This window comes from Legionella antarctica (assembly GCF_011764505.1).
GTDB classification, from domain to species: Bacteria; Pseudomonadota; Gammaproteobacteria; order Legionellales; family Legionellaceae; genus Legionella; species Legionella antarctica.
This window is the reverse complement of record NZ_AP022839.1, coordinates 3,247,641-3,269,245: the sequence shown is the minus strand read 5'-3', so window position 1 is coordinate 3,269,245 and position 21,605 is coordinate 3,247,641. Positions and strand designations below refer to the sequence as shown.

The window sequence follows — 21,605 nt, the reverse complement described above, 5'->3', positions numbered from 1 at the left end:
CTATTTAAAATATTTTCTAATGAGGAAGAAACAAATAGTGAACAAGAAAAGACCGGTTAATCTTGATTTAGGTAGTTTGAAATTTCCTCCTATGGCTATCGCTTCTATATTACATAGGATTTCAGGGCTTTTATTATTTATATTGCTGCCTGTTATGTTATTTATTCTGGGAAAATCTTTGCATTCTGAAGAAATTTTTGAACAGACAAAATCCATGCTAACCAGCCCTTATTACAAATTAGCGTTATGGGCTTTCAGCGCAGCGATGATCTATCATGTGCTTGCCGGTATAAGACATCTGCTTATGGATATGGGATTTGGCGAGCATCTTGAGACAGCGCGTCGCAGCGCCATTTTTGTTATCGTTCTTTCCGTTATTTTGACAATTTTTCTAGGAATTTGGATATGGTAAATAATGTCACGAGCCTAACAGGTAATGGGTTAAAAGACTGGTTGATTCAGCGAGTTACTGCAGTATATTTTGCAGTATATACCATTTTTTTATTTATTTTCTTGCTGTTACATCCTGATTTAAATTTTACACAATGGCATGAACTGTTTGCCAATCATGTATTCCAAATTGCAACAGCAATTGGGTTATTAGCCCTTACATTGCATGCCTGGGTAGGTATTTGGACAGTAACTACAGACTATATCAACTGTACCGCGATACGTTTATCGGTGCAGTTGATGGTTGTTTTATGGCTCCTTAGTCAGTTTATTTGGGGCTTAATGATCGTTTGGGGACAATGAGCATGACAATTGCACGCAACACATTTGATGCAGTAATTATTGGTGCTGGTGGTGCTGGAATGCGCGCAGCACTGCAGATGGCGAATTCAGGTTTAAAGGTCGCTTTGTTATCTAAAGTATTTCCTACGCGTTCTCATACTGTTTCGGCTCAGGGCGGAATTACTTCGGCACTTGGAAATGCTCATGAAGATGATTGGCGTTGGCATATGTACGATACGGTTAAAGGTGCTGATTATATTGGTGATCAGGACTGTATTGAGTATCTTTGTAAGACAGGACCTGAAGCCGTCTATGAATTAGAACATATGGGTTTGCCTTTTTCACGCATGGATAATGGTAAAATTTATCAGCGGCAATTTGGTGGTCAATCGAAGAATTTTGGTGGTGAACAAGCTGCTCGTACTTGTGCTGCGGCAGATAGAACCGGTCATGCATTACTACACACACTTTATCAACAAAATTTAAAAGCAAAAACACATGTGTTTAGTGAATGGTATGCTCTTGATTTTGTTAAGGACTCTCACGGGCGCATTGCAGGTGTTACTGCAATGAATATTGAGTCTGGTGACGTAGAGTTCTTTCAAACGCGAGTATGTATTCTTGCTACTGGCGGTGCTGGCCGTATTTATCAATCGACAACTAATGCTTTTATTAATACCGGCGATGGTTTTGGAATGGCTTTAAGAGCGGGAATTCCAGTGCAGGATATGGAAATGTGGCAATTTCATCCTACGGGGATAGCAGGAGCAGGAACTTTAGTAACTGAAGGCTGTCGGGGAGAAGGGGGCTATTTAATTAATAAAGACGGTGAACGTTTCATGGAGCGATATGCTCCCCGAGTTAAGGATTTGGCTTCGCGGGATGTGGTAGCTCGGTCCATGGCTTTAGAGATTCGTGCCGGTAAAGGTTTTGATCCTCAAGGTATTGATCACGTTAAACTCAAGCTGGATCACTTGGGCGCCGATCTTATTATGAAACGGCTTCCTGGTATTCGCGAGCTCTCTATGAAATTCGCCGGTGTAGATCCTATTTTAGAGCCTATACCAGTGGTACCTACCTGTCATTACAGTATGGGTGGAATACCAACGAATATGTATGGACAAGTGATTACTAAAAGTCAAGGACAAGAGCATATAGTAGAAGGCTTGTATGCTGTTGGTGAATGTGCTTGTGTTTCAGTGCATGGTGCCAATCGTTTAGGTGGTAATTCTTTATTGGATTTGGTTGTTTTTGGACGAGCGGCTGGTTTACACGTCGAGGAGTTATGGCAATCAAATCAATTACCCGATATGCCTTATATAAGTGAAGATGATATTGCTGCCTCGTTGGTTCGTTACACTCGTTGGGATCAGTCTAAAGATGGCGAGAGTCCCTCTGTAATTCGTGATGAAATGCAACGCGTGATGCAAGAGGATTTTGGTGTGTTCCGCACTGGTGAGGTAATGGCTTCCGGTTTAAAACGTTTGCAAGTACTTCGTGACCGATTAGCGCATGCTAAACTCGAAGATAAAAGTCATATATTTAATACAGAGCGTGTCGGTGCTTTAGAGTTAGATAATTTAATGGCAACAGCTTATGCTACAGCACAATCCGCAATTGCTCGAACAGAAAGCCGGGGAGCACACAGTCGGGAAGATTTCCCTGCACGAGATGATGCGAACTGGATTAAGCACACACTGTATTTTGAGGAAGATGAAATAATAGATTATCGTCCTGTGAATACATCACCTAAACATGTCGAGCCTTTAGAGCCGAAAGAACGCGTTTACTAAAGAGGATATATCATGGTCGATAGTAGAAATTTAATCTTGTCAATTTATCGCTATAATCCTGAGGTCGATGCCAAACCTTACATGAAAGATTATGAGCTGGCAATACCTGCTAAAAGCGATCCTATGCTGCTCACTTTGCTAGAGCGCTTGAAGGCCGAACAGGACTCTTCAATAACCTATAGAAGATCCTGCCGTGAAGGAGTATGTGGATCTGATGGTATGAATATCAATGGAACTAATGGATTAGCTTGTATTACCCACGTTTCAGACTTAAAGACTGACAAAATAGTGATTCGTCCATTACCTGGATTTCCGGTGATACGCGACTTAGCGGTTGATATGTCTCAATTTTATCACCAATACGAACGTATTGAGCCTTATTTGCAAAATGATAAGGTCGCTCCGGCTCAGGAACGGTTACAATCCCCTGAAGAGCGATCGCAGTTGGATGGACTATATGAGTGTATTTTATGTGCCTGTTGTACAAGCTCATGTCCTTCGTTCTGGTGGAATCCAGAAAAATTTGTAGGCCCTGCTGGACTGTTACAAGCAAGGCGATTTTTAGCAGACAGTCGCGATAAAGCAACAAATCATCGATTGGATAAATTACAAGATCCATTTAGTGTGTTTCGTTGCCGTACTATTATGAATTGCACGAATGTATGCCCGAAAGGACTCAATCCATCGCAAGCGATTGCCAAAATTCGCACACAAATGTTGACGCAGGAAACTTAATAGAAATTTTTTGTACTCAGCTAAATATCTGGGACATTGTCATAAGTTAAATGAATATTGTTGTTCCCACCACCGTCGGAATCGTTCACTGAGCCCTAAACCAGGCAGAATAGATTCCGTTGTGATGGGCAATATCATGATGATTTTGCTAGCTTCATGACGTGTGACCTGGTAAACCGTTTGGAGAGAATAATGAGCAGTTCCGATCTGCAAAATGAATGGGCTTCTTCCTATTTGTCTGGTGGAAGTATGGCTTACGTTGATAGTCTCTATGAGGACTATCTTGCTGACTCTGAATCAGTTTCAGACGATTGGAGGGCTGTTTTCAGCGCCCTGCCCAAAATTAACGGGGCAACGAAAGAAACATCTCACAGGGATATTCGTGATTATTTTCTGCAGAACGCAAATAAGAAAAGCAGTCCGGTAATTCAATCAACTGACAGTCAGCAATACCAGGTTGCCAACTTAATAAATGATTTTAGAGCTTTAGGGCATCATGCAGCACAACTTGATCCCTTGGAGATGACTGAGCGAGCACCTGTACCCGGTCTGGAATTAGCCTACCACCACTTAGATAAAACAGATAAAAATCGCAAGTTCTTTGCTGGCACAAACTTCAATAGTTCAGAAATGACCCTAGGTGAAATATACCAGGCACTGCAGGAGACTTATTGTGGCAGTATTGGTATTGAATACATGCACATCTCTGATGTTGAGGAAACGGAATGGTTACAAAAACAAATGGAGTCAGTAAGGGGACGAGCATCTTTTACCAAAACCAAAAAACTTGATATTTTAAAAGATTTGATTGCTGCAGATGGTTTGGAGCGTTATTTGGGTACCCGATACGTTGGACAAAAACGGTTTTCTCTTGAAGGAGGAGATTCGTTAATTCCCATGATGAAGGAAATTATTAATCGGGCCGGCGAAGAGGGTGTAAAAGAATTAGTGATCGGAATGGCGCATAGAGGCCGATTAAATGTATTGATTAATGTGCTTGGTAAAGAACCAGGAGATTTATTTCAGGAGTTTGAAGGAAAGGTTAAATATGATCGAACTGGTGATGTGAAATATCATTTAGGTTTCTCCTCAGATATTAAAACGGAGTCTGGAGCTATATTACATTTAGCTTTGGCGTTTAATCCATCGCATTTAGAAATTATTGGCCCGGTGGTTGAAGGTTCTGTGCGTTCTCGACTGAATCGTCGCAAAGATTTGATAAAAAAAGACACTGTTGTTCCAATTGTGCTTCATGGAGATGCTGCGTTTGCAGGTCAGGGAGTGGTCATGGAAACCTTTAATTTTTCACAAGCTCGTGGTTATTCCACTGGTGGTACCATTCATATAGTTATTAACAATCAAATAGGTTTCACAACCAGTAATCCTATTGATGCTCGTTCGACACTCTATTGTACCGATGTGGCTAAAATGGTTCAGGCTCCAATTCTTCATGTAAACGGTGATGATCCTGATGCTGTGGTTTTTGCAACCCAGATTGCTTTTAATTTTAGAATGAAATTTAAGCGAGATGTAGTTCTCGATCTCGTTTGCTACAGACGTAATGGTCATAACGAAGCGGATGAACCGGCGGTAACTCAACCGACCATGTATAAAAAAATCAAATCAATGCGCCCGTTACGTGAAATTTATGCTGAGCGATTGGTTCATTCAGGTTTGTTAACTGCCAAAGATGCAGAGCAGTTAGTCAATGACTATAGGGATGGTCTGGATCACAGTAAAGCGGTGGTAAATGTGGTCCATGAAAATTATGAAGGAAAATTTGCTATAGACTGGACGCCGTACATAAGCGCGAAATGGACGGATAAGGTCGATACCACGATTAGCAAAGCTGAATTAAAAAAATTGACGAAACAATTGAGTACTCTACCCGATGGGTTTAAGTTGCATCCCGTTGTCCAGCGTTTGTTGAATGAACGTGAGAAAATGACAGAGGGTGAAATCCCGATGAATTGGGGCTATGCAGAGACTATGGCTTATGCCAGCTTATTGCAGGAAGGTTTTGGAGTCAGATTATCGGGTCAGGACTGTGGACGTGGAACCTTTGCACACCGACATGCTGTTTTCCATGACGTAGAAACAGGTGAAACCTTCGTTCCACTAGAACAAATATCAACTGAAACTAAAAGATCATTTTCGGTAATCGATTCAGTATTATCTGAAGAAGCCGTGTTAGCTTTTGAATATGGATTTGCTTCCTCCGAACCTTCTTACTTAGTTCTTTGGGAAGCTCAATTTGGTGATTTTGCAAATGGGGCCCAAGTTGTAATGGATCAATTTATTAGTTCTGGCGAGCAAAAATGGGGCCGATTATGTGGTTTAGTGATGCTGCTGCCTCATGGTTATGAAGGACAAGGACCTGAACATTCATCAGCCCGGTTAGAGCGTTACATGCAACTTTGCGCTCAGCATAATATGCAGGTTTGTACGCCAACAACCCCAGCGCAAATTTTTCATTTATTACGCAGACAAGTCATTCGTAATTTCCGCAAGCCATTAATTGTAATGACTCCTAAAAGTTTGTTACGGCATAAATTGGCTGTTTCTCCTTTAGAAGACTTAATGAAGGGCAAGTTTTACACTGTTATCCCAGAAATTGATGCTATAGAAGAACAAAAAGTCAAAAAAGTGGTGTTATGTTGTGGTAAGGTTTATTATGATTTATTGCAAATGCGCCGTGACAGGAAATTGGAGCATGTAGCCATAGTGCGAATCGAGCAACTGTACCCATTTCCCAAGAAAGCGCTGATTGCTGAATTGGATAAATACCCAAAGGCTAAAGAAATAGTGTGGTGTCAGGAAGAGCCTAAAAACCAGGGGGTTTGGTTCTCTTCTCAGCACAATATGAAAGATTGCCTGCGTCCAGATCAAACCTTGGCTTATGCAGGTAGAGAATCTGCTGCTGCTCCAGCTGTAGGTAATCCTGCACTGCATGCTGAACAGCAAAATGCTTTGGTTGAGCAAGCTTTACTGGATAATAAATAAGGTTGCATCTGCTCACCATGAGTTTAAGATCGTGGTGAATAGGGGAGTTGGATAGTTTGCAAGGGAAGTATTGTAAAAAATAACCTCAAAGGAGGTGTATTTTTAGGTTAATCCCATGCTGTATCTGCGGTCCAATGAGTAGTACTGATTTTTACATAAGTTTAAACAATATAATGAGAAGGTATAACCATGTCTATTGAAGTCAAAGTACCTGTTCTACCCGAGTCAGTAGCCGACGCCACTATAGCCACGTGGCATAAAAAAGTGGGTGATAAAGTAACTCGCGATGAAAATTTAGTGGATCTGGAAACGGATAAAGTAGTGCTTGAAGTTCCAGCACCTGCCGATGGAATACTCTCTGAGATACAGTTCCAGGTTGGAGATACTGTAAATTCAGGTCAATTATTGGCAACAATTACTGAAGGCGCTTCTGCTGCGAGCTCTCCTGCTGCGAGCTCTCCTGCAAAAGAAGAAAAATCTTCTGCCAAAGAGTCGATAAGCGCCAGTGAAGATAAGTCTACAAGCCCAGTAGTCAGACGCATGCTTGCAGAAAATGATTTACAGCCACGGCAAATTCAAGGTTCGGGTAAAGAAGGACGAATTACAAAAGAGGATGTTATTTCCTTTATAGAATCCAACAGAGAAAAATCTGCTAAACCTGCCGAAAATAAAAAAGCGCAGCCTGTAACAACTCCTATGGGAGTTCGGGAAGAGCGACGTGTTCCTATGACCAGGTTAAGGGCTAAAATTGCCGAGCGTTTATTACAAGCACAGCATAATGCAGCCATGCTTACCACTTTTAATGAAGTGAATCTTAAAGCAGTGATGGACATGCGTGCCCAATACAAAGACAGCTTTGAGAAAAAACATGGTGTGAAATTAGGCTTCATGTCTTTTTTCGCTAAAGCGGTGGTTGAGTCATTAAAGCGTTTTCCTGCTGTGAATGCGTCTATAGATGGTCAAGATGTTGTTTATCATGGCTTTTATGATATTGGTATTGCCGTGTCTACTGAGAGAGGATTGGTAGTGCCTGTGATTCGAGATGCAGATCAAATGAGTATGGCCGAGATTGAACTGGCCATCAATGATGTTGCAGCAAAAGCCAGGTCAGGAAAATTATCAATGGAGGAAATGCAAGGGGGGACATTTACTATTACCAATGGTGGTGTATTTGGTTCTTTATTAGCTACTCCAATAATCAATCCTCCCCAAACAGGTATTTTAGGGATGCATAAAATCGAAGACCGACCTGTAGCAGAAAAAGGACAAGTTGTTATTCGTCCCATGATGTATGTGGCCCTGTCTTATGATCATCGCTTAATTGATGGAAAAGACTCAGTACAATTTTTGGTGAGTGTTAAAGAGTTATTAGAAGATCCAGCTCGTCTTTTACTTAATGTTTAATAATCACGTTTAACTGCAAAACCCGTGTAAACGGGTTTTGCTTTTTTAGAAAGGTAACGACAAATGAATTTACATGAATATCAAGCCAAGCAATTGTTCGCGAGCTATGGCTTGCCTACCCCTAATGGCGAAGTTGCATATAATGTTGATGATGCATTACAGGTAGCCTCCCAATTATCAACTCCTAAATGGGTAGTGAAAGCTCAAGTGCATGCTGGCGGAAGAGGTAAAGCTGGGGGTGTTAAAATAGTCTCTACTAAAGATGAGCTTGCTGCAATAACAAAATCATTACTGGGAACACGACTGGTTACTTATCAAACTGATGCACACGGCCAACCGGTTAATGCAGTATTAGTCGAAGAGACTTGTGATATCGCCAGAGAATTATATCTTGGTGCGGTTGTTGATAGAGCCACCCGTCGTGTCGTGATCATGGCTTCTACTGAAGGCGGCGTTGAGATAGAAAAAGTTGCTGAAGAAACCCCAGAGAAAATATTCAAAGTGATTGTAGATCCTTTAGTGGGGGTGATGCCTTTTCAATGTCGCGAAACAGGATTCAAGTTAGGTTTGAAAGACGAACAAATCAAACAATTTACTCATTTAATGATGTGTCTGGGTAAAATGTTTGTTGAGTGCGATCTGAGTTTACTGGAAATAAATCCCTTGGTAGTAACGAAATCAGGCCAGTTAATTTGTTTGGATGGTAAAATTAATATAGACGGTAATGCCTTATACAGACAACCCAAACTAAAAAGTATGCGTGATACCTCACAAGAAGATGATCGTGAAAACCGTGCCAGTGATTGGGAGTTGAATTATATTCCTCTTGATGGGACTATCGGCTGCATGGTAAATGGTGCGGGTTTGGCCATGGCAACAATGGACGTGATTAAACTTCATGGTGGTGAACCAGCAAACTTCCTTGACGTGGGTGGTGGTGCTACAAAGGAAAGAGTGAGTGAAGCACTCAAAATTATTTTATCTGATGAAAAAGTCAAAGGTATTTTAGTGAATATTTTTGGTGGCATCGTTCGTTGTGATCTCATTGCTGATGGGATTCTCGCTGCAGTTAAAGAAGTGGATGTGAAAATTCCTGTAGTCGTCAGACTTGAGGGTAATAATGCTCAACTAGGTGCTGATATTTTAAATAAAAGTGATTTGAACGTAATTGCAGCAACTAGTTTAACAGATGCGGCGCAGAAAATAGTCGCAGCGGTCGCTTAATTATTTATGGTATTGCATCAATGACAATCAGGTTTATTGACCCAAAATATTGAAGATTGGCTATGGCTGTTACGTTAAAACAGGTTATTGATGCAACAACGGTTTAAAATTTCGAGGTTAACAATGAGTGTATTAGTTAATAAGCAAACTAAAGTATTATGTCAGGGGTTTACCGGTAAACAAGGTACCTACCATTCTGAGCAAGCAATCGCTTATGGAACACATATGGTTGGTGGTGTCACACCAGGTAAAGGTGGTCAGTCGCATCTTGGTTTACCTGTATTTAATACCATGCGCGAAGCGGTGGAAGAAACTGGAGCTGATGCAAGTGTGATTTACGTGCCAGCCCCATTTTGTAAGGATTCTATCCTGGAGGCAGCAGAAGCTGGTATTAAACTGATAGTATGCATTACTGAAGGTGTTCCGGTTCTCGACATGCTGCAGATAAAGGTGTATCTGGAAAATAATACTCAGGCACGTTTAATTGGTCCCAATTGTCCTGGAATTATTACTCCTGGCGAATGCAAAATTGGTATTATGCCGGGATCAATCCATTTGCCCGGCAAAGTAGGGATCGTTTCACGTTCAGGCACCCTCACTTATGAGGCAGTAAAACAAACTACTGATAAAGGCTTTGGTCAGAGTACCTGCATAGGAATAGGTGGAGATCCAATTCCTGGAACTAATTTTATTGACGCTTTAGCTTTATTTGAAAAAGATCCACAAACACAGGCCATTATAATGGTTGGAGAAATTGGCGGTTCAGCAGAAGAAGAAGCAGCAGAATATATTAAATCCCATATAAGCAAACCAGTTGTCTCCTACATCGCGGGAGTTACAGCACCAGCTGGAAAACGTATGGGGCATGCCGGGGCAATTATATCTGGGGGTAAAGGAACTGCCGCAGAAAAATACGCTGCCCTGGAGGTCGCTGGTGTAAAAACAGTTCGTTCTCCGGCCGATTTAGGTGATGCGATTGCTGAAGTAACTGGCTGGTGATTTGAATTTTGATAACAGTATCAGTTTTCTGTAAGCCCATTCAGCTGAGCTGTTAAGTAAAGTCTGCTGAATAAAACTCAGGTGTTGCGAGCTTGGCGAAGCAATCCAGTTCGGATTTTTTTATGAAAATCAGTGCATTGCATTGTTACAAGTATATAGTGCTGATACTAAGATACTTCTCGTGCAGCTATGGGTTCAAGCTCATAGCCGCAATTTTAGGGTAATAGCATCTTTGAGCTCTTTAAGTTGATTTCACAGTCTATTTAATGAGCCGCTTCGCGCGGTGGAGAGAGGAGTCGATTTTAATTGGTGACACGTCTTAATTTTTTAATAATTCACCCACTCGCAAAATATGGATTCTTGATCGTATAATTGCCATCAGTATTTCACTACATGGTGTTTTATGAATAACTTTAGAACTCTTGCAGATATAAGACGAGATTACGGTGAATTAAGTTTAAGCGAGGACTCTGCCTCCCTGAATCCAATAGCTCAATTTAAAGTTTGGTTGGAGGATGTATTAAAAAATGAAAAAAATGATCCTACGGCGATGGTGCTATCCACAGTTGATGAAAAAAATTGCCCAGATTCGAGAGTGGTTTTATTAAAAGGTTTGCAGGAAGGTAATTTTGTTTTTTACACTAATTATCAAAGTGCCAAGGCAATACAAATTCAAAATAATCCCTATGCTGCACTAAATTTTTACTGGCCACAAATGGCCAGGCAGGTACGAATTCGGGGTCGTATAAAAAAAGTAAGTAAAGCACAATCAGATGAGTATTTCTCTTCAAGACCTGTTAAAAGTCAATTAAGCGCTATAGTGTCCCCTCAAAGTCAGGAAATACAGGATAGAGATTTTTTGGAACATGCTTTAAATGAGTTAATTTTACAGCAGGGCCAAGAATTAGTGGTCAGGCCAAATAACTGGGGTGGATACATGATTATTCCAGATGAAATTGAGTTCTGGCAAGGACGTGATAGCCGTTTACATGACAGGATTCAATATTATCGCTTAGAAGGAAAGTGGGAGCATCGTCGTTTGGCTCCATAATGGTTATAATAGGGGCTGATTATTCAAGGTAATGCTTATATTTCTGCTATTTTTTTACATTCCTTCAAACGGCAGAATTTGCCGGGCGCCTAAAATTCCCTTCTATTTTTCTCCAGAGACTTACCAATTAATGTGGGTTAAATCATGAAAGAAAAAAATTCTGAAATATTGGCCTGATACTTGCATCTCTATATACAAAATCAAAATCGATAATCAGAGCATTGATTTTTATTCAGAAATAAAAAATAGTTTTGTCAAAAAAATGTAAATATTTTATTTCGGAGAGCACGCAGTAGAATAAAGTCGTAAAATTGCTTTAAGTGCAGAAAATATCTTTGGAAACAATGAAATTTATGCATGAGCTTTAATTTAAACACAGGAGTAAAGACAGTTGAATAAAGGCAATTATATATTGGATCCATAAAGAGAGGATACGAACATGAACGACACAACAGCCTTATTACCACACATTAAATTAAGATTTAACATTGATCATCCAAGTTACGAAGAGTGTTATCTCTTTGGCTACGAGTGTGCTATTTTGGAAGTGACTGAGGAAGATAATCCATTCCGAGAAGGCTCTCAAGAAGCAGAACAATGGCTAGAGGGCTGGTGGGCAGGAGCGTATGGTGAAAAACCTCTATTTGATATGAGTAGTCTTGAAGAGGAAGAACTCAAAGAAGTACGTATTGAAAAAGTAATTGCTGCAAATGATCAACAATATTGTCAGAAAAACAGTTTTCTATCTTTAGTTTTTGAAATTAGTGGTGCGATAGCAGCTTCAGCAATAGTAGGTTATCAGTTACTTGAGCTAGTAGCGTGATGTTCGCATCCAATTGAAGAGCATGGTGTTAATGCTTCTTCAATTGGATATGAATACCCAAGGGCTTAAAAAAATAATGTTATTTGAAAAACTTCAGAACCATAGATCTCATTCTTGCAGTTTCTGAAGGATTAAATTCTTTGTAAAATTCACTTCCAATATTAAGACATACTGTGACGTTTTCTCCCAATCCCTTCAATAAATCAACTCCGGATAATCTGAGCAATTTTATTTCTGTACTGATTTCAGCTGCCCAGGCATCTAGGTAGTTCATCTCGGTAAACACTGGAAGAAAAAGGTTAGCAGTATCCTGCAAGAATAATACCTTGGGATTTTCATCATCAGTGCTTTGTTCTATCGGAATAATAAAGTTGGCTTTAATAAATTCCAGGTAGGCTTTATTTGCTTCCTTCAAATTTCCAGAAGATTGAAGTGCCTCTTTAATAGCGGAGTTAAGACTGTTCATTATTATTTCTTATAAAAAAGAACTATTATAACTGAGTCTGGTAGCTATCGCTAATAACAACAGCTGAACTCCAGCCACGAGACTACTTGCGTGGATCGCTTTCTTAATCCTAGGAACATTATCCTTCACTGTGTTTCAATAGAATAAGATTCCTGGTCAAATTGAGAAGTTACTTTCATCAAAGCAAGATTAATGTCACACTCAAAGGATCGCTAAAATGGTCTTCCTGCTTTTTACGTCCTTACGTGTTGAAATAACTTGCAACAACAGTATAATGAATGCTGGATTTTGCTGATTTATTGATCAGATTTTAAATAAATATGGCATACGGTTAACGCTTGAAAATATTTTGCAATATTTGGAACTTACTTGTTAGCTAGGCGATTATCACTTTGCTTTTCTGGAGTATGAATATTCACAAGAGTTATCTTGAAAGCCATACACTCTAATTTAATATAATCTGTGATGAGCTGATAAGTGATAAATTTATTAGATTAGTCATCGGATCAGGACTGTAATAAGTAGAGAACTCATGAATGAAATTAATGTGTCTAAATTGGAAATTAAGCGTAAAAATAATTTGGGATTTGCTTGGTTAGTTTGGGGTCTGGCTGCTGCATTTTATTTTTCTGACTACTTGGCCCGAGTCGCTCCAGGTGTTATGCACCGCTACTTGCAAATGGATTTTGGTATTAATGAAGCTGGCTTTGGCATATTGACCGCTTCGTTTTATGTTCCTTATATTTTAATGCAAATCCCGGTGGGGTTGACTGTTGACCGTCTGAGTATTCGTTGGTTACTGACTGTTATGTCTTTAGTGACCGCTTTTGGCTGCTGTGTTTTTGGTCTGGCAGATGGACTAATGATGGCATCTATAGGCAGAATGTTAATCGGGTTTAGTGCTGCTTTTGCTTTTGTTTGTTCCCTTAGACTTGCTACGTCATGGTTTCCTCCAACCATGCTTGGTTTGTTATCCGGTTTAACCCAATCATTAGGTATGCTTGGTGCAGCAGCTGGCGAGGCCCCAGTTTCGTTTTTAGTTAGTAATGTAGGCTGGCGCCACAGTATGTTAATCATTGCATTTCTTTTTATTGCACTGGCTGGTCTGCTATATCAATTTATCCAAGATAAGCCAGGTGGACAGCGCCATGAAGTTCAATCAGCTAATAAGGTAAGCATTTTTCAAAGTTTAAAGATTATCTTATCAAGTCGACAAACCTGGCTTAATGCCTTATATGCTGGATTTTTATTTGGACCTACTGCGGTAATAGGTGAGGCAATTGGTCCTGCTTATTTGCAGTATGGACGTGGTTTAGGAATGCACGCAGCAGCTTTTGCAACAGGCTTAATTTTTATTGGATGGGGTATCAGTGGCCCTTTATCCGGCTGGTTGTCCGATAAAATGGGGCGTCGTAAACCGCTGATGATCGTGTCGGCTCTTTGTGGGATAGTTTTAACTACCCTTTTTGTGTTTCTGCCTCATTTAAGTCAAACTACAGCTTACTTAATATTTTTTGCCTTTGGTGTTACTAATACTGGTGTTGCCATTGCGTATGCTGTTTCTACTGAGCTACATGACAGAAATGTGGTAGGTACCTCCATTGCATTTACTAATATGACTTCAATTTTTGTTGGTGCGATGTTACAACCCTTGGTTGGAAGATTGGTTGATATGGTTTCGGGTTCCCGTGCTTATAATGTTGAAAGTTTATTGCTCTCGGATTTTCAGGCTGGGCTAAAAATCCTGCCTTTATGTTCTGTAGTCGCTTTAGTTTTAGCGTTTACTATTAAAGAAACATATTGTAAGCCTGTGAAACATGGATGACCACTTAAAAACACTCAAATCTGATCGTTCAGCATCATCTTAAAAGGTGCTGAACTCGATAATATTATTTCGTTTACTTTCAATCTTCTTTCAATAGAATATCGCACTCTTAGGTTATTTACTGTTATACTTTTACCAGCGCTTTGCTGGACTAGAGTAATGCTGCTCGCAAACTAATAACATGGAGATAATAATGAAAAAACTTGCAGGATTAATAATTATCCTGGCTGTTTTAATCCTAGGCGGATATTATGGCATGGGAGTTCTTACTGAAAGAACAATCAAAAAGAACATAGAGGTAATTAACCAAACTAATGGTTTGTTTGCTCAAATAGAGCAATATGACAGAAGTTGGTTCAGTTCTGATGCCAAAATTAAATGGCGTTTACATATTCCTGAGCGTGTGATCACTGCTGATGATGGTAAGTCACAAACTGTTGCAGCTCAGGATTATCAAATGGAAATGCCTGTTAAAATCCATCATGGTCCTTTTATCTATGCCAACAATCGTTTGCGTTTTGGAATGGGTTATGCTGAAACCGCATTCAATATTCCAGAGCAGTATAATCAAAAATTCGATGAAACATTCTCCAAAGATTCACAAAAACCACAATTAGATTTAAGCATTTTTGTAAACTACCTAAACAAGAGCACTGTAGAGTTATCTCTTCCTTCATTTAAACTAATATCTAAAGATGGTACAGGCAATTTTGATTGGATGGGAATGAACAGCACCACACAAATGTCTTCTGATATGACCAAAGTAAATGGAGATATTCTTATAGATGGCATGACGATGTCTAAAGATGATACCAAGGTCACTTTAGGTAAAGTATCAAGTGACTTCAATTTACATCAAACTCCTGCAGGACTATACTTGGGCGATGCAAAACTTTCATTACCTACTTTTGATGTAATGGTGAAAGATAAAAAGATGTTTGAAGTCAGTGAGTTTACTGTAAGTTCAGATAGTGATATTAAGGACAAACTCTTTGGCACTCAGTTTAACCTTGCGGTAAAATCTGTCGTTGCTAATGGACTAAATTATGGGCCAGGTGTACTTGAGGTTTCTCTTCGCAATCTTGATGCAGAAGTTCTTGCAGATATAAACAAACAAGCGAATGCGATGCAAAATGGTACCGATGCCGAGCGTCAAAAAGCGATGATGGCAATGCTTCCTGAGTTGCCCAAGTTGTTTAATAAAGGTGCTGAGTTTGAAGTTTCCAAGTTAAGCCTCAAAATACCTGAAGGAGTAATTGAAGGTAACCTGCTTGTTTCATTACCTCCAGGTGATAGTTCAAATCCGTTTGAACTGATCCAAAAGATCCAAGGTAATGCAATGCTGAAAATGCCCAAATTACTCGTGAAACAACTGATGCAGCAATCAGTGATGCAACAAATGTCAAAACAGCCTGATGTGCAACAAGCTCTGCTCCAGCAGATGCAAAATACGCAGCAAGCAAATAGTCAACCACAAGCGACTCAGCCTCCACCAAGTCAGGAGCAGTTAGCAGGAATGCAAGCTGACAAACAAATTGGAGCTATGGAGCAAAACGGTTTGATTAGAAGCCAGGATGCTGACTATGTGACCGAAGTTAAATTGGAGCAAGGTAAATTCTCAGTTAATGGAAAACCCTTTGATCCTGCAATGCTGAAATAGTAGCTATTTGGTACAGGATAAGCTGCTTAATACAGCTTATCCTGTTATATTTACAAAGGATTTTGAAGGAGCATCAAGCAAAGGGATAAACGTATATATTGAATATTAATATAGTTTTTTCCGTTCTACTCTTGTCTCGAATTGCTCAATTCGGTAATATACCGTTTTTAAAAGGAGGAGCTAAAAATAATGACAACAATCAGTAATGATGCGGGGGATACCACAGCATCACTGGCCGAAAGCGTAACTCACTCAGTACAAAAATATTTTTCAGAGCTTAAGGGAACTGATCCTGTTGACTTATACCAGTTTGTACTTGAAGAAATTGAGACACCTCTCTTTCGTGCAGTCATGGAACATTGCAAGTATAATCAGTCCCGTGCCGCTATTATGCTGGGAATCAGTCGTGGAACTCTAAGAACTAAATTACGACGATATTTTGATGATAAATACGTTGGTACACGTGATTAATAAATTTATACTATAATAGAAAAAGGGAGCTTCACTCCCTTTTTTTGTATTTTATTAAAGCTCGCCTGACTCTTTTTTCGATTGCAACTATCAAAATTATTCCGGTGATTAAGATAATTATTGCAGATATAGGCGTGCCATAAAAATATGATTTTCATAGTTCCCATCAATGCAAACAGCATTCTTGTGAATCCCTTCTCCTTTGCTTTTTGAAGAGTTGTTTCCATTAATGCTTTTCCTATGCCTTTACTTCTATAGGGAGCTAGTACACCAATGCCTAATGAGCCAATGTGAGCGAAAACAGGTCGATCGAGTGCAGTGATATCACACCAACCAATTATTTTTCCCTCAACTATTGCAACCAGATGAGGCCAATTTTTTTAACAAAAAACAGGCTGGTGTAGCCTGTTCGATTTTAGAACTTCCTAACTTTAAAATCCCATATCACTTTATTATTTTATTATACCAGGCTAAAAGTGGTTCCATTCAATTAATCTGTTCTGAAAATTTACCATCCGTCCGCCAGCGTATTAAAGCCAGACGGTTACAGCCGATCAGTTTTTCTAGAACAGTGATAAACAGGGATTAATTCTCAGTATTATATATTGGAGTGTCCATTATAGTGATTAAGTAGGTTGAAAATGATCTATCGCTGCCAGCCAAGGAAGCGAGGAACGAGCGAGGCTGGTAGTCCCTGGTAGCCTTAGAGCCGGATGTTTTGCCGCAGGCAAAATATAAGGCATCCGAAAAGGCGTCAGTCATTGGGGTAGCGTTGTTTTTGAACCCCGAATGGGGTGAAAAAACAAGCGGACACAGGACGGCCAGGGCCGCCGGAGGCATACTTGTCGCGTTTGCGAGTCGATTTCAGCCATGGATGGCTAAAATCAATCACGAGCTTAGCGACACTATCGAGAAAGGTTAATACCTGCAAAAAAATCAAATCTTAGTCAAAAATATCCCGCAATAATGGGCTTAGAGGGTTCTTTTAATAGTCTCTTAATATTCATTGTCTACAATTACCAAACACAATGCTTATGTATGGAGCTAGTCATGACGAAATCTAGAGAATATACAAATGAATGTCCAATTACATTTGACATTATTACAGCTGAGAATGGAATAATGGTTATTACTTTTGATCTCCATAGTCAAAATGACAAACCCAGCGTTACATATTATACTCAAGAAGGTTTTGAAACAGGTTGGCAAAAAGGTTGTTGTCCTGAATCGTTGAGGAGACACTGCATGTCCGTAGCCCTGTCGGACCTAACCGATGAACAATTATCAAGCCTGAACGTACCTGGTCAGTCTGATGCTTTACAAAATGGTGGAAAGGATAATTTTCACAAAAAATCTTATGCCAGCGTGTTTTTTAAGTCGATTGAAGCAAGCCACAAAATCCAACAAATTTTAGATGGTTTTAAAGTAAAAATTGACACTGTCGGGCAGCATCACATGGATGCAATAAAAGTAGCAGAAGATTTATATAAGGACTTAACCAAACTCAATGAAAATACGTTTAATAAACTAGATGATGAAAAATTAGCTGCTTTTCCTCAACAGGCACAAAGTCTGATCACTATTGCAACGCCTTTATTGCAAAAAGATTTGGGTTGGGGAAGTTACTTGACTAATCTTGCAACGGAACTTTGCAATAGCGCAGTAAAATTCTTTACCGTTGGTCGTCATCCAGGCTTCTTTAAGGTAAAGGATTCTGGCGCAGTCGAAAATGCAAAAGAATTGGAGAGAGAGTTAAAACAACTTTATTCTCCTAAATTAGATTAACGACTGTAAATAAAAGGAGGGCTATTTCGCTTCAAATCTTGAAAATTCGATAGCTTTGCAGCGATAGAAATACCCTACATTCTAGCCATGAAGTGCTTGAAATGACCGTTGTAAAACAATACCTGTATTGTATTTAATCGCTGTCCTATTAGTGGTACTGGTTTTATTAGATTTTCCAGGATAAAATTATACCCAGATCCGAAGAAGAGGATTAGGAAAAATTGATGAGATAGGATTTGCCCAGTAGTTGTCCCTTATACTACTGACAAAAATCTAATTGAGCTTGCTCAGGCTCTGAATCATAATAAGATTCTGAATCATAAAAGGATTCTGAATCATAAAAGGACTCTGAATCATAATGGGAATCACCTTCGGATTTATAATCTGTAGCACTGTTTTCAGATTCTACTGGGGTATCTCCAGAGACTTTTTCAATTGTCCCAAAGAATCGACTTGAAACAGAATGAGTTCGAAGGGTAGTTGGGAGTATTTTGGAGACTGCTTGGGTGCTCCAGTTAAAAAAATAACCCACATTTTGTATAACAGTATTTGTTACACTAGCAGCTTTTTCACCAACCAAAGGTCCAATCAAGGTGCCGGCAACGCTACCCCCTAATAAAGCGCTTAAATATATTCCACGCATCATAGCCTCTTCATTAGCATATATTTCAGAAAGATACATAAATAGACCGGAAATATTTGCTAGAGTTCTAATTAGCTCAATCCATTTAATGAGGTGAAGATCATTAACTCGAGCCAGGAACTCTAATAAAGCTATAGCATTGATGGAGTTGAAAGCTGAATCTTGCAGGTAAATTCGCAACATGGTTGCAGAAAGTAAAGATACCAGTTCAGTATTTTTTTGATCAAGATTTATAAATTCCAGATTCATCAATAATGAAGCAAGAGTTTTTTCTATAGAGCCATTTAAAAAACCTAAAAAAAGAGAGTTATAGTACTTTCCAACAGGAGAAGAAGTGGGTAAAGGTGGATATAAGGCGCTGCATATTTGTTTATCCATAGGGCCTGGATAAATTGCGTAGGATTGATCACCGCAATATTCTTTAGTTGTACAGTTATTAACAGTTGAGCGAAGCAGCTGATTATAGGTCATGGTGGAACAACCCAAGCCTTCTTTTGTGGTCATTAATTGTTGTTTGATTGAGTCGACTTCATGGACGTGTTCCAATCCCAAGGCATGCCCTATTTCATGAAAAAGTGTTTTTACTTGAAAGGGAGTTGAAATAATATTGGGAAGACATACCAGTACGTCATCGATACTGGTACCGGTTATTCTGGGATAAGCTACTCCACTTGCAGGCCCGAGATTATCGCAACCGATGAAAGTAATACCTCTTTGATTCACAAGAAGCTTTTCTACATAATTAAACTTAATGGTTTCACCACAAGCCAGACGCCAAAGCTCTAAAGAGAGTCCAACTTTTTCTCGAGTTTCCGCTGACAGAGATTTTAGAGTGGCATCTGAATACGTATCGTAGATAACCTTTGTGACATCTGATGATAGAAAACCCGGATAAAAAGTATAATTAATAGTGGTTATTTTTTTACCAGGAGTACCAGGCCATTTTGCGTATACAACCTTTTGCAATTCATCTAAGGTTAATTGCGGGCATAAATCTTCAATTTTCTCTTTCAAAATTATCAAACTAATAAGTAAAACTGAACATATAATAAGCCAAATGGATTAAGGAAGTATTAAGTGTATAGTCCTTAGTTTAAGGTAAGTTTGTTAGGACGAACTGGTAGAATGGTAAACTTAAGAAATAAAAAGTTGGGTGCTTTATCCATTGACTGAGCCCCATTATTTTTCTGTAGCAAAGCCTCGGAGCTACCCTGTTCTTAAATTCGTACTATTAAAAGAGATGAGCTTACCGTTTGTAAACGTTTTTTCAAAAAAAAAGATATTCTTTTTTTTAAACAAAATCATTGTAGCACTCCTTGTTCCATATGCCTGACCAGGTATATCCACGAAAATTGAACTAAGTGATTTCTCTACATTCATGGGGACACCGGTATTCGGCAATAAATTATCTGGTGCAAGCGTTCTGTCTTCTAAAATAGGGTATAACATCTTTGCTATCATCCCAGGGTCCTCATAGGTTATCAGGTCGACTAATAAATGATTAAATAAGTTCTTGGCTTTTAATACCTTATACCAGGGAGTGTCTAATAAATGATTACTGATGCCATACAAACCAGAGATTAGATCGGTGGTTTTATTTATTACATTAGAATAGTAAACAACATTCGTTCTATCCCCAACAATCATATTGAATGGATTGTAGGTGTTGGCAACTGCCTCGATTGTTTTTACATAAGCTGAGGGCGAAGTATCTTTACTCTCAAATAGGAATTTTTTTGCTAAAAGTCCTCGCGATTGCATCGATAATCTATAACCGTCAGGGCTCCTATAGTTGGTTATAAGGGAAAATTTTCCATCTCTATTAACACCCAGCCAGGTACCACCTCTCATTAAATCTTTACCAGAAAATACATTAGAGTTTTCCTGCCAATAACGAGCAGGGTCAGTTGCTCTTTTATAAAACTCATCACGATTGGATAAAATGATAATGGGATATAGCGGATGTTGGTCTAAAGCTATCATGGCAAGACACATGCTTGTTCTCAAAATATTTAATTGCCTACATTAACTTTAGAACATCTTTGGCGGATAGTTGTATAAGGAAGGAATATATCGATATATAATTAATGTGGGATGCTATATCCGTGACATCTTTTGCTGTCGTCGAGATGATGGGAGGCATATTAGAAAAATGACTGGTTTACCTCCTGAATGACAGGGTGTATAAGGCTTTACTTGTTATTTTAATTTTGTTTCTCTTCCAGCCAGCGAGTTGCAGCCAGGTATTTATTGGTTACCCCCAGCTTTTTATTGGCATTTTGTAAATGAAAATTACAGGTTCGTTGGGTAATACCCAAATTTTTTGCAATCATCCCAATGCGAATACCCTGTGCCGTTAACTCAAGACATTGCTGTTCTCGATTGGTTAAATGTATTTTTGAGTCTTCTTGCTCGGATAGCAGTAATTTCCTTAAGTAATGAAAATAATACTGCGCAATTGTCATCCACTGATATTGTTTATTTTGCCACTGTTCTAATCCATTCTGATGCACCCGTTGATGCAATACTAGTACGACAAAATCACCGAATGAACCATGGACGGGTATATTAAGCCCCTTTTCTATCCCAAAATCGATGGATTCTTTTCGTATCCGCTGCTCACGGCTATTTTTGGCCTGGGCTAATTGTTGATTCACATTCCAATAAACAGGGATAAGTGAGTGTTCCGAAGATTCCAGTGTTCTATCGATATCGGCATATTTTTGTTCCAGATAATGCTGATGCCATGGGAGCAGTGGGGGACTGACCCAGTCATAAATGATTTGGCTGCCTGTTTTGGTGTGGTACTTATAAAATGTAAATGCGAGACTTGTTATCCCTTCTTTGGCAAAAAATTCGATAATGATCCGTTTTAAGGTATCTACTGTGAGGCTTTCAGACATTTGACAAGTCAACTCATGCATTTTTCCTCCAAAACCTGTTATAAAAGACAGGTTATTAATCCGTCTGTGATGCAATATTATACACATT

Annotated in this window: 19 protein-coding genes; 14 read left to right on the top strand and 5 right to left on the bottom strand. The window is 39.3% G+C overall.

Going from position 1 to position 21,605, the window contains the following annotated elements:
• The first annotated feature begins 37 nt into the window (after positions 1 to 37).
• The 10 genes from sdhC to HRS36_RS15385 all read left to right on the top strand — a co-directional run bounded on the left by sdhC (position 38) and on the right by HRS36_RS15385 (position 11,764).
• Entirely contained in the window at positions 38 to 412 is a 375-nt protein-coding gene (gene sdhC / locus HRS36_RS15430) for a succinate dehydrogenase, cytochrome b556 subunit (RefSeq protein WP_173237987.1), read from the top strand.
• Positions 406 to 753, top strand: a complete 348-nt coding sequence (sdhD, locus tag HRS36_RS15425) for a succinate dehydrogenase, hydrophobic membrane anchor protein (protein ID WP_173237986.1) — start codon at positions 406 to 408, stop codon at positions 751 to 753. The genes sdhC and sdhD overlap by 7 nt, the downstream gene beginning before the upstream one ends.
• A 2-nt stretch (positions 754 to 755) precedes the next feature.
• A complete protein-coding gene (gene sdhA / locus HRS36_RS15420; protein ID WP_173237985.1) occupies positions 756 to 2,525 on the top strand; it encodes a succinate dehydrogenase flavoprotein subunit in 1,770 nt (589 codons plus the stop codon).
• A 12-nt stretch (positions 2,526 to 2,537) separates the two neighbouring features.
• A complete protein-coding gene (locus HRS36_RS15415; RefSeq protein WP_173237984.1) occupies positions 2,538 to 3,260 on the top strand; it encodes a succinate dehydrogenase iron-sulfur subunit in 723 nt (240 codons plus the stop codon).
• A 192-nt stretch (positions 3,261 to 3,452) separates the two neighbouring features.
• The gene (locus HRS36_RS15410) at positions 3,453 to 6,263 is read left to right on the top strand and encodes a 2-oxoglutarate dehydrogenase E1 component (RefSeq protein ID WP_173237983.1); all 2,811 of its coding nucleotides are present in this window, start codon (positions 3,453 to 3,455) and stop codon (positions 6,261 to 6,263) included.
• A 189-nt stretch (positions 6,264 to 6,452) separates the two neighbouring features.
• Positions 6,453 to 7,667, top strand: coding sequence for a 2-oxoglutarate dehydrogenase complex dihydrolipoyllysine-residue succinyltransferase (gene odhB / locus HRS36_RS15405; RefSeq protein ID WP_173237982.1), 1,215 nt, complete (start codon positions 6,453 to 6,455; stop codon positions 7,665 to 7,667).
• Between the two features lie 63 nt (positions 7,668 to 7,730).
• Positions 7,731 to 8,891: an ADP-forming succinate--CoA ligase subunit beta gene (sucC, locus tag HRS36_RS15400; RefSeq protein ID WP_173237981.1), complete on the top strand. Its 1,161-nt coding sequence runs from the start codon at positions 7,731 to 7,733 to the stop codon at positions 8,889 to 8,891.
• 123 nt (positions 8,892 to 9,014) lie between these two features.
• Positions 9,015 to 9,890, top strand: coding sequence for a succinate--CoA ligase subunit alpha (sucD, locus tag HRS36_RS15395; protein WP_173237980.1), 876 nt, complete (start codon positions 9,015 to 9,017; stop codon positions 9,888 to 9,890).
• 403 nt (positions 9,891 to 10,293) lie between these two features.
• A complete protein-coding gene (gene pdxH, locus HRS36_RS15390) occupies positions 10,294 to 10,941 on the top strand; it encodes a pyridoxamine 5'-phosphate oxidase (protein ID WP_173237979.1) in 648 nt (215 codons plus the stop codon).
• Positions 10,942 to 11,380: 439 nt separating this feature from the next.
• Complete coding sequence (locus tag HRS36_RS15385) at positions 11,381 to 11,764, top strand: transmission trait enhancer LetE (RefSeq protein WP_173237978.1); 384 nt, start codon at positions 11,381 to 11,383, stop codon at positions 11,762 to 11,764.
• Between the two features lie 79 nt (positions 11,765 to 11,843).
• Here HRS36_RS15385 and HRS36_RS15380 read toward each other — a convergent pair whose 3' ends face one another.
• On the bottom strand, positions 11,844 to 12,230 hold the full coding sequence (locus HRS36_RS15380; protein ID WP_173237977.1) for an SseB family protein: 387 nt from the start codon (positions 12,228 to 12,230) through the stop codon (positions 11,844 to 11,846).
• A gap of 532 nt (positions 12,231 to 12,762) precedes the next feature.
• On the opposite strand from HRS36_RS15380, the gene HRS36_RS15375 reads away from it, so the two are divergent.
• From HRS36_RS15375 to HRS36_RS15365, 3 genes are all read left to right on the top strand, one after another.
• Positions 12,763 to 14,055 (top strand): MFS transporter, encoded by a 1,293-nt coding sequence (locus tag HRS36_RS15375; protein ID WP_173237976.1) that lies wholly within the window; start codon positions 12,763 to 12,765, stop codon positions 14,053 to 14,055.
• A gap of 193 nt (positions 14,056 to 14,248) precedes the next feature.
• The gene (locus tag HRS36_RS15370) at positions 14,249 to 15,715 is read left to right on the top strand and encodes a YdgA family protein (protein WP_173237975.1); all 1,467 of its coding nucleotides are present in this window, start codon (positions 14,249 to 14,251) and stop codon (positions 15,713 to 15,715) included.
• A 189-nt stretch (positions 15,716 to 15,904) separates the two neighbouring features.
• A complete protein-coding gene (locus HRS36_RS15365) occupies positions 15,905 to 16,186 on the top strand; it encodes a helix-turn-helix domain-containing protein (RefSeq protein ID WP_018576070.1) in 282 nt (93 codons plus the stop codon).
• A 5-nt stretch (positions 16,187 to 16,191) separates the two neighbouring features.
• Here HRS36_RS15365 and HRS36_RS15360 read toward each other — a convergent pair whose 3' ends face one another.
• Positions 16,192 to 16,509, bottom strand: a complete 318-nt coding sequence (locus HRS36_RS15360) for a GNAT family N-acetyltransferase (protein WP_267313968.1) — start codon at positions 16,507 to 16,509, stop codon at positions 16,192 to 16,194.
• Positions 16,510 to 17,236: 727 nt separating this feature from the next.
• Between HRS36_RS15360 and HRS36_RS15355 the strand changes: the two genes are divergently transcribed.
• On the top strand, positions 17,237 to 17,971 hold the full coding sequence (locus HRS36_RS15355; protein ID WP_173237974.1) for a hypothetical protein: 735 nt from the start codon (positions 17,237 to 17,239) through the stop codon (positions 17,969 to 17,971).
• A 259-nt stretch (positions 17,972 to 18,230) separates the two neighbouring features.
• Here HRS36_RS15355 and HRS36_RS15350 read toward each other — a convergent pair whose 3' ends face one another.
• From HRS36_RS15350 to HRS36_RS15340, 3 genes are all read right to left on the bottom strand, one after another.
• Positions 18,231 to 19,628, bottom strand: coding sequence for a zinc metalloprotease (locus HRS36_RS15350; protein WP_173237973.1), 1,398 nt, complete (start codon positions 19,626 to 19,628; stop codon positions 18,231 to 18,233).
• A gap of 192 nt (positions 19,629 to 19,820) precedes the next feature.
• Positions 19,821 to 20,597: an NRDE family protein gene (locus HRS36_RS15345; protein WP_173237972.1), complete on the bottom strand. Its 777-nt coding sequence runs from the start codon at positions 20,595 to 20,597 to the stop codon at positions 19,821 to 19,823.
• Between the two features lie 221 nt (positions 20,598 to 20,818).
• On the bottom strand, positions 20,819 to 21,538 hold the full coding sequence (locus HRS36_RS15340; RefSeq protein ID WP_173237971.1) for a helix-turn-helix transcriptional regulator: 720 nt from the start codon (positions 21,536 to 21,538) through the stop codon (positions 20,819 to 20,821).
• Positions 21,539 to 21,605 lie beyond the last annotated feature (67 nt).

Excerpts from the sequence above, each read along its gene's own strand:
- sdhD (WP_173237986.1), top strand. The coding sequence starts at position 406 with ATGGTAAATAATGTCACGAGCCTAACAGGTAATGGGTTAAAAGACTGG.
- sdhA (WP_173237985.1), top strand. The coding sequence starts at position 756 with ATGACAATTGCACGCAACACATTTGATGCAGTAATTATTGGTGCTGGT.
- HRS36_RS15415 (WP_173237984.1), top strand. The coding sequence starts at position 2,538 with ATGGTCGATAGTAGAAATTTAATCTTGTCAATTTATCGCTATAATCCT.
- HRS36_RS15410 (WP_173237983.1), top strand. The coding sequence starts at position 3,453 with ATGAGCAGTTCCGATCTGCAAAATGAATGGGCTTCTTCCTATTTGTCT.
- odhB (WP_173237982.1), top strand. The coding sequence starts at position 6,453 with ATGTCTATTGAAGTCAAAGTACCTGTTCTACCCGAGTCAGTAGCCGAC.
- sucC (WP_173237981.1), top strand. The coding sequence starts at position 7,731 with ATGAATTTACATGAATATCAAGCCAAGCAATTGTTCGCGAGCTATGGC.
- sucD (WP_173237980.1), top strand. The coding sequence starts at position 9,015 with ATGAGTGTATTAGTTAATAAGCAAACTAAAGTATTATGTCAGGGGTTT.
- pdxH (WP_173237979.1), top strand. The coding sequence starts at position 10,294 with ATGAATAACTTTAGAACTCTTGCAGATATAAGACGAGATTACGGTGAA.
- HRS36_RS15385 (WP_173237978.1), top strand. The coding sequence starts at position 11,381 with ATGAACGACACAACAGCCTTATTACCACACATTAAATTAAGATTTAAC.
- HRS36_RS15380 (WP_173237977.1), bottom strand. The coding sequence starts at position 12,230 with ATGAACAGTCTTAACTCCGCTATTAAAGAGGCACTTCAATCTTCTGGA.
- HRS36_RS15375 (WP_173237976.1), top strand. The coding sequence starts at position 12,763 with ATGAATGAAATTAATGTGTCTAAATTGGAAATTAAGCGTAAAAATAAT.
- HRS36_RS15370 (WP_173237975.1), top strand. The coding sequence starts at position 14,249 with ATGAAAAAACTTGCAGGATTAATAATTATCCTGGCTGTTTTAATCCTA.
- HRS36_RS15365 (WP_018576070.1), top strand. The coding sequence starts at position 15,905 with ATGACAACAATCAGTAATGATGCGGGGGATACCACAGCATCACTGGCC.
- HRS36_RS15355 (WP_173237974.1), top strand. The coding sequence starts at position 17,237 with ATGACGAAATCTAGAGAATATACAAATGAATGTCCAATTACATTTGAC.
- HRS36_RS15345 (WP_173237972.1), bottom strand. The coding sequence starts at position 20,597 with ATGATAGCTTTAGACCAACATCCGCTATATCCCATTATCATTTTATCC.
- HRS36_RS15340 (WP_173237971.1), bottom strand. The coding sequence starts at position 21,538 with ATGCATGAGTTGACTTGTCAAATGTCTGAAAGCCTCACAGTAGATACC.